General features: G+C 73.1%; 6 protein-coding genes and 1 pseudogene. All 7 read right to left on the bottom strand.

Annotated elements, in window-relative coordinates:
• Positions 1-44: 44 nt before the first annotated feature.
• Positions 45-2,483 (bottom strand): type IV secretory system conjugative DNA transfer family protein, encoded by a 2,439-nt coding sequence (locus ACTWP5_RS29490; protein WP_443224219.1) that lies wholly within the window; start codon positions 2,481-2,483, stop codon positions 45-47.
• Positions 2,474-4,309, bottom strand: coding sequence for a VirB4 family type IV secretion system protein (locus tag ACTWP5_RS29495; protein WP_443224220.1), 1,836 nt, complete (start codon positions 4,307-4,309; stop codon positions 2,474-2,476). The genes ACTWP5_RS29490 and ACTWP5_RS29495 overlap by 10 nt, the downstream gene beginning before the upstream one ends.
• Before the next feature lie 11 nt (positions 4,310-4,320).
• Positions 4,321-5,244: a PrgI family protein gene (locus tag ACTWP5_RS29500; protein ID WP_443224225.1), complete on the bottom strand. Its 924-nt coding sequence runs from the start codon at positions 5,242-5,244 to the stop codon at positions 4,321-4,323.
• Positions 5,244-7,226: a hypothetical protein gene (locus ACTWP5_RS29505; RefSeq protein WP_443224221.1), complete on the bottom strand. Its 1,983-nt coding sequence runs from the start codon at positions 7,224-7,226 to the stop codon at positions 5,244-5,246. The genes ACTWP5_RS29500 and ACTWP5_RS29505 overlap by 1 nt, the downstream gene beginning before the upstream one ends.
• Positions 7,226-7,582, bottom strand: coding sequence for a pilin (locus tag ACTWP5_RS29510; RefSeq protein WP_443224222.1), 357 nt, complete (start codon positions 7,580-7,582; stop codon positions 7,226-7,228). The genes ACTWP5_RS29505 and ACTWP5_RS29510 overlap by 1 nt, the downstream gene beginning before the upstream one ends.
• 384 nt (positions 7,583-7,966) lie before the next feature.
• The gene (locus tag ACTWP5_RS29515) at positions 7,967-8,758 is read right to left on the bottom strand and encodes a hypothetical protein (RefSeq protein ID WP_443224223.1); all 792 of its coding nucleotides are present in this window, start codon (positions 8,756-8,758) and stop codon (positions 7,967-7,969) included.
• A gap of 433 nt (positions 8,759-9,191) precedes the next feature.
• A pseudogene (locus tag ACTWP5_RS29520) lies at positions 9,192-9,323 on the bottom strand (IS5/IS1182 family transposase); the annotation flags it as partial.
• Between the last annotated feature and the right edge of the window lie 276 nt (positions 9,324-9,599).

Here is a 9,599-nt window from a genome sequence, read left to right on the forward strand (position 1 = left end):
CGTGGTGTCGTTGCAGGTCAGGTCAGGTCAGGTCGGGTCGGGTGTCAGCGGCGGGTCGGTGGGGTGAGTGGGGTGCGCGGACCGGGGGTGGCGGAGACGCGGGCTGCGGCCTGGGCGCGCAGTCGCCTCGCCCGGCCCGGAATCGCTGGTGGGAGGGGGCGGGTGGTGAGGGTGAAGGCGGGGGTGTCGGTGCCACCGACGAGAAGGCGGGCGGCGGCCTGGTAGCGGCCGAGGTGGGCCAGGTCGTGTGCGGTGAGGAGGGGCGCGGTGTGGCGTTCGAGGGTGCGGGCGTCGTCGGGGGAGACGGTGAAGAAGATCTTGCTTCGGGCGTTGGCGGAGATGCCCTCGCGTAGGTCAGCGGTGAGCTGGGCGAGGTGTTGGTGGGCGAGGTTGAGGGAGAGGCGGTAGCCGCGGGCCTCGGCGAGCATGTCCTCCAGGGGGTAGGGGAGGGTGAGGAAGTTGTGGCACTCGTCGAGGTAGAGCGCGGCGTCGATGCGCTCGGCTTCGGGGGTGCGGACGCGGGCGGAGGCGGACTGCCAGAGCTTGGCGACGATGAACGAGCCGAGCAGCCGTGCGGTCTCCTCGCCCAGCGCTCCCTTCGGCAGGCGGGCCAGCAGGATGCCGCCGTCAAGGACGTCGGCGAGGTGGAACGTGGAGTGGCCCTGTGCGATGGCGCGGCGGGCGAAGTCGCGCAGGAGGAACGCCCGCAGCTTGTTCAGGACAGGGCCGTTGACGGCCGCCTGCGCCGGGTCGGACAGCGCCTCGTACCAGGCCCAGAACCCCTTGAGCACCGGATCTTTCAGTCCGGGGATCATCCGTAGCCGGAAGGCGGGTTCGGTGAGCAGCCGCGGGATGTCCGCCAGCGTGACCAGTTGGTGGGCGGTGGTGTGGTGGCGCAGCAGGGTCAGGCAGGCGGCGCGCATGAGGTCGTCGCTGCGCGGTCCCCAGAAGGCGGCGAAGATGCGGCGGAAGATGCCGGTGATGTTGTCCACCACGATGTCGACGTCATCACCGTCGCCTTCGAGGACGTTCAGACACGGCGGACGGTGCGGGTCGTCGGGGTCGATGACCACCAGTCGGTCGCCGCAGTCCTCGGGGAGCCGGTCGAGGAGTTCGGTGATCAGGTCGCCCTTGGGGTCGACCACCGCCACGCCGCGCCGGGCTCGGATGTCGTCGAGGGCCATCCGCGCGATGAGGGTCGACTTGCCGGAGCCGGTCGCACCCATCAGGTGCACGTGGTGCCGGGCGTCGGCGACGTGCAGGCCGACCGGGCGGCGAGGGCCGAGGTCCGCGAAGCCGAGTGGTTTCGCCCGGGGGCCGGGGATGGGAACGGTCGGGGTTGGCAGGACGGAGCGGGCGCCGGCACGGGCGAGGCCGGGGGTGTCCGGGTCGAACGGCAGGTGGGCCAGTCCGGCCAGCTCCGCCACCGACAGCAGGCCCGCGCGGCGGGGGAAGCGCCGTTCGGCGAGCACGCGGTGCGGGCGGGGGAGCCGGGTGCGGGCGAGCCAGTTGGCCCCAGCGAACAGTCCGAACGCCGAGGCGATCGCGTGCGCCCGGCCCCGCGCCAGCTGTCGGGCCTCGGCCTCGGCCTCGTCGTCGGCGGTGGCGGTGGCGGTGGTCGTGGCGGCGTAGGCGACCGAGACCGCCCAGAGGGGGCCGGCGAGCTTCTCGGCCGCCTGCCGCACGGCCAGGGAGTGCGCCGCGTCGGTTTTGGCCTCCAGCCCCTGCTGTGGTCGGTGCGCGATCACCGCCACCACCGCCGGGAGCCGGCCCGAGCTCGCGGCTCCCGTCTTGAGACGACGGGCGGCGCGGCGGGCCCGCTGGCGTCGCAGCCCGGTGGCCGGGCGGGCGAGTACCTGCACCAGTCCGGTGTCGCCGTCGCCGAGGCCGGTGGCGGCCTGTACCAACGGGCGGAGCGGGTCGGCGGGGTGGCCGGTGCGCAGGGGTGCGGTGTCGGGGCGCGCCAGCCGCAGACGTCCGGCCGTCACCACTTGGCCCTCCGAGGGGACGGGCGTCGGCGGGTCGGTGACGGTGGTGTGGGCGCCGGGCCAGGCCGCCTCGACTGCCCTGCGCACCAACCCCAGTGGCACCCCGACCGGTACCCACAACCGGATCGCCATGCCGTCCGCGGACCAGGCGTACTCGAAGGCCACATGCGGCTGCCCCTCCGCCAGCCGGCGCCACCACGGGCGCAGCAGCCCGGTCAGCTGCGCCCACAGGACCTCGCCGCCGCGCTCGGGCACCTGGGGAGGGGCCATGATCGTCACGCACCGGGCGCCGTTCGCGAACCGCGCGTCGCGCCATCGCAGGAGCCGCCACCGGCCGAGTCCGGCCGCGACCACGGCCGAAGCCAGGGCGGGAACGAGGAGCGTGGCGTGGGCGGCGAGGAAACGCTCCAGGCCGCCAGCCACGCCGGGCAGGAACTCGCCGGGACTGGTGAGCAAGTCGGCCAGGGGCCCGCCAGGGCCCGTCGTCACGCCCACGCTGGCTCCCTTTCGTTCTGGTCGGGTCGTTCGGTGGGGTCGGTGGTGATCAGGACGTGCTCCTCGGGGGATGCGACGGCGGTCAACAGGGCCTTGTGGCGTCGACCGTTCAGGAGGAGGGCCTCGCCGCGGCGGGCGGTGAGCAGCACGTCGCGCTCGCCTCGTGAGAGGTGGAAGGCGTCGGCGATCTGGTCGATGGCCTGCGGTGCCTGCCGGAGCAGCACCTGGGTGGCGGAGTTGGCGACGACCGCGCGGCCCAACGGGGAGCCGAGGACGTCGTCCGCGTCCTGGGTGACAACGGCGAGCCCGCACCAGTGCCGCCGGCCGGACTTCGCCATGCGGAAGAGGAACCTGGCGCCGTCGCTCTGCCGCATCAGCGTCCACGCCTCGTCCACGACGACCAGCCGACGCCGGACGGGGCCGGTGGTGACCCGGCGCCAGATCGCCTCCAACGCGAGCAGTATCGCCGGGGCCCGGACCTCGTCCGCCAGACGCCGTAGCGCGAACACCACCAGGTGGGTGCGAGCGTGCGAGGTCGTGGTGGCACCGTTGAACAGTCCGGCGTGGGAGCCGGAGACGTAGGGGGCGAGCCGCGCGGCCAGCTCGCCGGCCGCTTCTCCTTCCTCCTCGGTCAGCACCTGGTGGAGGTCGGCCAGGACCGGCGGGGGAAGGGTCCACGTCGCGGGGTCGGCGGTGATCCCCGCTCGGGCGTACGTGGCCAGCAGCGCCGCGTCCAACACCGCTCGCTGACCCGAGTCGAGCTCCGTCCCGAGCAGTACAGCGAGGAAGGTGTGCAGGAACAGCGCCTGGCGTGTCAACTCGTCCCGCGGTTCCTGCGAGCAGGGGCGGGCGGGAAGGTCGAAGGGATTCAGGCACACGCCGGGCTCGCCGAGCCGGATCACCTGCCCGCCGGTCGCCTCGGCCAGCGACACGTACTCGTCCTCCGGGTCGATGACGGCCGCCTCGACGCCGGTGAACAGCAGCCGCAGCAACTCCAGCTTGGCGAGATAGGACTTTCCCGCGCCGGACCGGGCCAGGACGATCGAGTTGTAGTTGTCCTGGGCGAACCGGTCGAAGAACACCGGTGCCCCGGAGGACGCGTTGAGCCCGAGCAGCACCCCACCCGGAGCGCCCGTCTCGTCGGTGGGCGTCGGCAGGTCGGGGCTGGTGAAGGGGAAGCACGCCGCGAGCGCCGCCGTGTCCATCGTCCGCCGCACCTTGAGCGTGTCCAGGCCGAGGGGGAGGGTGGCCAGCCATCCGGCGAGTGCCCGGTAGGTGGTCGGCTGCACGGTGACCAGCAGGGACGAGGCCACAGCACGGACGGCAGCGACCTCCTCCGCGAGGGCGGCCTCGGTAGCGGCGTGGACGGTCAGGTACAGACCCACGCGGAACAGACGCCCCTCGCCCCTGGCGATCCGGTACGCCAACTCGGCCGCGTCCTCGGCCGCCGCCTCACCTTCCGGTTCGTCCAGCCGCCCCCGCATCATGCGGCTGCGCCGCGAGGACTCCAGCCGTGCCCGCTGCCTGCGGAGCCGCTCGGCGGCCACCACGGACGGCACCGGCTCGACGTGCAACGCGACATCCAGACGGCCCGGGTAGGACAGCAACGGCCCCAGCCACCCCGGGTTCACCTCCGCCGGATACCCGGTGACCACCAGCGTCGCTGCCAGGTGACCGCCGACGGCCACGCACCGAGCGTGGACCTCCACGGCCTCCGGACCTACTGGCTCCAGCACCCGCCGGACGTCGACAACCCTCGGCTCCGCGCCGGTGCCGGTTCTGGTGTCGTGCCTGCGGCGAGAACGCCGAACGCCTCCGGTCAGCATTCCTCGTCTCCTCACTCTTCTTCCGCCTCGTCGTCGCGTGGGCCGGGTGGTTCGGGGTTACACGCCGCGTGAAGCGCCTCGACGGCCTCGGCCGCGGTCAGCGGGCGGGCCTCGACGTCAGCCGCCGCGAGCGCCGTAACGGCGTCGGCGACGCGTTGTCCCGCGCGGACACCGGCTACCGCGCCGCCGGATTCCCGGGCGACTACCAGCACCTGACGACCCAACAACTCCCGGTCAGGCGCAAGACCCGCGAGATGGTCAGCGTGGGCGCGGGCCGCCCGCACCAGGGCCGGGTGCGGCAGCGATCCCGCCTCGTCGTGAAGGCGTCGGGCCGTGGGCGCCAGGTCGATCGAATCGCTGCGGACGAGGACCTGAACTGGGCTGGTCAACGAGTCCAGCCATCGCCCGAACCCCGCGACCAGCGCCTGCTGCTCTGCTCCGCTGCGCAGCGCGAACGACACCGTCGAACAACGCGCCAGGGCAGCGCGGCCCTCGCGCCCGAGATCCAGCAGGCCGGCTCCGTCGACACCCCGACAGGGCAGCCCGGCCCGGACGGGCGCGGGCCCGGCCTGCCGGACCAGGGCGGGGTCCAGGAAGGCAGGCAACTCGGGCAGGTCCTCGGACGTGTGTACCATCCGCTTGGGGGCGCGATGGTGCGCCAGGGCTGCGGCGGCGTAGCGATCCATCGTGACGCCCTCGCGCCGGCCCATGGCCAGGCCGATCAGGACGCCGGCGACCGGGGTGACGAGGGCGAGATAGGCCACCGGGCTGATCCACGTCCGCACCAGCCAGTAGGCGCCGTAGAGCAGCAGCCCGCCCGTTACCAGCCACGCCGTCTGCCGCGCGGTGAACGGCCCGAGCACCTGGTCCTCGCGCTCGATGTCCGCCGGGATCCGCGCCGGAACGGGAGCTTCGTCGAGGGGAGAGTCGATCATCACCTTCTACCTCCTCGGGTTCGCAGCCGCGCGGACCGCGAGGGCCGGGGCCCTTCCAGCGGCAGCCGCAGATGGATCGGCCGGGCAGTGGTAAACCGGCAGCCACCGCTCGCCCTACTCGCCGCGGTGACCGGCGTGCGCGAGGCCGCCGATGGCGCGGCGAGGGATGGCCCCTGCCGCACCGAGGCAGAGGAACGGCCCGACGACGCGGGGGACTCAACAGGCCCACGGGCAGAGCCCGCTCGGGTGGTGTGCTGTGAGGAGCCGGAGCCGGAGCCTGACTGGCCGGCTGGAGCCTTCGTGCCCGCACGTGGGGCGCTGCCTCGCGGTGCACGCCGCAGCGCCCTCGGCCGGCCGTGTCCCTCGGCCGGCAGCGCGCGGGGACCGGTGGTGCCCGTCTGACGCGACGGGGACATCAACTCGCCGGTGTTGCACGATCGGTCACCACTGCCTCCGGCCGCCTGGCTCCGGACCGGAGGGGTTCCAGGCCCTGCCCTCGGGGTCGACGGGTCTGGTCTCTGAGCGCGTGGCCCTCGACCGGGAGGTGCGGGCCGCCGCGCGCCCGCTCCACCGGGAGCGCCAGAGGGTCCGGGAGAACCTGACGGTGTCGGAGAAGCGGGAGGCGCCGACGGCCCGGGGGGAGTGGGGCCCGAGCGCGCGGGCGGAGCACCACGCCGCCCCGCTGCCGCGCCCCGTCCGGGCGGGAGGTAACGGTGGATCAGCATGGCGATGGCAGCGCTTCGCAGAATGCGGAGCGGCGCCGGGGCGTGGGGTGGCGTAGCGGGGGTTCCACGGAGGATGACCTGCACGGTCCAGCCCGGGATCTTCCACAGCACCCAGAACAGGCACAGCCCCGACAGCAGCGTCTCCAACTGGCCGGGGTGGGGGTGGCCGAGGATGGTGTTGCCCGGCGCGAAGTACAGCCGCACCGCCACAGCCAGCGTGACCGCCTGCGCGAGCTGGATCGCCAGGCATCCGCCCAGCGCCCGCCACCAGAGCTTCGCCACGCCCTCGGTCTGCGGCAGCCCGTGGCAGGCCAGGGCGAGGGGAGCGGAGACGGCGAGCAGGGCGACCATGGCCGCGCGGGCGAGGTAGCCGACGAGGACGCCGGCGACCAGTACCAGCAGCACCAGGGTGAGGATCGCCAGGTGGAGCATGCCGCCCAGCGGCGCCGCGCTGAGTAGGAGGTCGGACAGTGCTCCGCCGAGCAGCATCTCGGCGATTCCCCGCCCGGTGTCGTCGAGCTTCTGGTCCATGATGGCTGCTGACAGGGCGTTGGCCATGTCGATCGCCCGCTCCATCAACGGGAGCGAGAGAGCGGCGGCGACCACCCCCACCACGAGGCGGGGGGCGATCTGCTTCAGGGCGTAGCGGGTTTGGACCGTCTCATAGCCCATCAGTGTCAGCCCGCCGGCCATGACCAGCAGCACGTACGCCGCCATCGTCAGCCCCAGGCTGGCGCGCCACATCTCCACCAGGGTCTGATTGTCGGTGACCTGCGGGGTGGCCAGCAGTGTCTGGCCCAGGAGTTCCAGGAACGGCTCCATCGCTGCCTGGATCAGCGAACCGAGGAACCCGGTGACGGCCTCGACGAGCGCGTCCGCGATCGCCCCCGGGATGTCGAACAATCCCCCGAAGAAGCCGAAGAGGCCACCGCCGCCCGGCTCGGTTTCGATCCACTCCTCCACCTCGTGCGCTGGGGGGGAGGGCCCGGGCGAGGCCGGCTCCGCCTCCGCCTCAGCGTTCGGCTCTGGCTTTGGTGGGTCGTCGGGGTCCGGGCTCACGCCAGGGCTGGGCGACGGCTCACCCCCATCCGACTCCGCCTGCGGCGCCGCAGGGCTGGGGCCGGGAACGGGCTGTGGCTCGGGCTGGCCCGGCGCCGCCCCGGCACACGGCGCGGCGAACACCAGGTTGACCACGAGCACGGCCGTCGCGATCTTGAGTAGCGACGCCATGGCCGGGCGGCGAGCGCGTCCTGGCATCAGTCGGTCCCCACAATGCCCTTGAGGACCGTCAGGAGCACCGGGGCCAGGATGACGAGGGAGTATCCGAGCGCGGCGGACCTCAACGCCCGTTTCGCCGCCTCCACCTCTCCCGGGTCGCCACCGGCCGTCATGTAGCGCAGGCCCCCGACGGTCAGGAACAGGGTGGCCAGCCCGCCGGAGACCCCGACGATCCAGAGCGTCAGGTTGTCGATCACCGCATCCACCGACCGCTCCGCCGCCCACGCCACACCGGACCCGAACCAGCACACGGTGAACACCACGGCCGTGACCAGCCGGATCCGCCACCGGCAACCCCGGTCCGGGACACGGTTCGGCGTGATGCGCAACGCCATCAACAAGCACCTCCAACGGCACAAGCAGGGGGCAGAACGGGGGGGGGAGAGTCCCTGGCTGGTGGCCGGGCCCGAACCTCTGTCGCGCGCTCACCTCCTCATCGGGAGACGGAACAGTGGGACTCGGGTGTCAGCACGAGCCACAACAAGGGGCCCGACCACCGACCAGGGGTGAGCACCACGCCCCGAACCCGCGCGCGGGCCGGCGACGCTGCTCCCGGAGACGACACGAGTGCCGTCGCCCAGAGCGGGTGCTCACCGCCTATAGAGATTTGGCAGGCCCCGCCGTGCACGACGCGGGCACCAATCACCCGAACGCCTCACACGATCAGCACGTGGGCGTCATCGCCCCAGCTCAGCGGGTCCTCTCGTCACGCCGACGCCTCACGCCGACCCGTCGCGCAGGAACGCGGCCAGCCGCGCCTCGGCAGCCGCCCGATACCGACAGACCCGGCTGGGGCTCATCCCACGCTCCATCGCCAACGCCGCCATCAACTCCCCACCCAGCCGCGACCGGGCGATGACCTGCGCCTCCGGACAGGTGATGACCCCCGCCCGGACCGCATCCCGCAACACCTGATACTCATCGCCCCACCGGCCTGCCCCGTCCGGCAGCCGCAGGCCACGCTCGGCGGCATCGCGGCCCGAGCGGTGCGCGGCCAGCCGAGCCCGGCGACACGCCGCGTAAACGTGCCGGTGCGCCGCCCGGTCAGCCGCCCTGACCAACGCCTGGTCCAGCGCCGCATCCTCCGGGTCGGCCGCGTGCAGCGCGACGACGAACGTGGCCAGGGCCTCCTGCTCCACCTCCACCGCCTCGATCGCGTTCCCGCGCGGCAGCCGGGACAGCACCCGCCGGAGCACCGGCACACCGAACCCGGCGGCCACCAACCCCCACGGCTCCCCCTCCCGCTGAGCCCGGACCACCACCTCCCGCCAGATCCGGGTGCGGACCTCCGGCCTCGTGCCCGGGTGCGCCAACGCCACCCGCACCCGATCCACCGGCACCCCATCCCCCCGGTGCCCTTCCGCCTCCCCGACGCCTACGAGCTCCCCCGGCAGCGACAGCCGGTCGGTCGCCGCCACGGCGAGGAACGCGCGGTCCAACTCATCGAGCGGCGAGAACTCCCCGCTCCCAGACCGGCGGGTCGAACAACGGACAGCAGCGGTGTGACGCACGACGCCTCCTTGGGCGCATCGACGACAACGAACGCCGCCACACCTCCCAACCCACCCCGCCACCCCCGAACCACCCCGCGACAACCACCGCGCCACACCCCCGCCACGACCTCGCCACCACCGAGCCACCCACCCACGCCCCCGTGACGAATCCGCCCCCCACCAGCGACAACGCGTCCGCCACGGGCGAGAGGCCTGTCCTCGGAAGACGCCGGAAGAAGTCACCCGACCGGAGCTCTCCCCATCAGCGGCAGCCGGCGACCCCGCGCTGTCGTCGCGCTGACGCTGACGCCTGCTGTTCGGCCTGAGCATCGACTACCTGGTGTTCGTCGTCATCGGCGCGCGAGGCGTACGGCCGCACGACCGATGCCCGTGCGGCCGTCGAGGAAGGTGCACGGGGCGCAGGACGTGTGGCGCTCGCTGGGGCGCTGATTATGGCGGCGGTGTGCTTGATGCGGTTGATGCATCGTTCGACGGTGTTGCGCTGCTTGTAGGCCTCGCGGTCGAAGGCGGGTGGTCTGCCGCCCCGGCTACCGCGCCGCCTGCGGTGGGCGGTCTGGTCGGCTGAGGTCTCACCGGCATCGTCACCAGGACTAACCCGTGTGTGCGCCGCGGAGGTTGGAGAGACGGTGTGGCGGCCGCCGCACCGGCCGTCTTCGCGGGTGTGGAGGCGTCTCCTATGCTGGCCCCGTGGAGCGGGGAAAGCTGATCGCTGACCGTTACGAGCTGATCAGCCGTCTGGGCCGGGGTGGCATGGGCGAGGTGTGGGCCGCGCGGGATCGCGAGCTCCGCCGTGAGGTCGCGCTCAAGCTGCTGGATCTCGACGGGATCGCCCAGACCG

The sequence above is a fragment of the Streptomyces sp. 4N509B genome, from assembly GCF_052245655.1.
Classification (GTDB): domain Bacteria; phylum Actinomycetota; class Actinomycetes; order Streptomycetales; family Streptomycetaceae; genus Streptomyces.